1 pseudogene is annotated in these 470 nt (G+C 47.7%); it reads right to left on the bottom strand.

Annotation, left to right across the window (positions count from 1 at the left end):
• Positions 1 to 278: pseudogene (locus F7Q90_RS25970) on the bottom strand (murein transglycosylase); the annotation flags it as partial.
• Between the last annotated feature and the right edge of the window lie 192 nt (positions 279 to 470).

The raw sequence follows: 470 nt of genomic DNA, 5'->3' as shown, positions 1-470 counted from the left end.
GGGTTAGCGCGTACAAAATTCGTGACGGTAATGGTGGGTTGATTCATTAGATCGTCAGTAATCTGGCGATACTCCAGATAAGGATAAAGCGGATAATCTTTCAGACCCGGCATCATCTGCTCTACTACATCCATCTGGCGATTATCCCAGGCCTGCTTAATCTGCGCATAACGATTACGCTGCTCTTCCAGTGAGTCGGCCCGCGCGAGATGACAAAAAGTCAGCAGACATACGCTGGCGGCGATGAGACGCCAGGCAAATGGTTTGGCTCTATCCACAAGCACTTCCTCAATTGTTATCCAATGCAGCTTCATGCCGCGTAATGAATTTATGCTAACCAGTCATAGCCATTTGCGCCACGTTACGGACACTTTTTTACTTTTATTGCGAGTGCGATCTGCTGGCTGGGCTTAGGCAGGGAAAAAGGCTACACTTCGCCTTTGAAAACTATTCACCATCACGATAAACAT

This window comes from Pantoea stewartii subsp. stewartii (genome assembly GCF_008801695.1).
GTDB classification, from domain to species: domain Bacteria; phylum Pseudomonadota; class Gammaproteobacteria; order Enterobacterales; family Enterobacteriaceae; genus Pantoea; species Pantoea stewartii.
The sequence above is the reverse complement of the archived record's forward strand: the minus strand, read 5'-3'. Positions and strand labels throughout refer to the sequence as shown.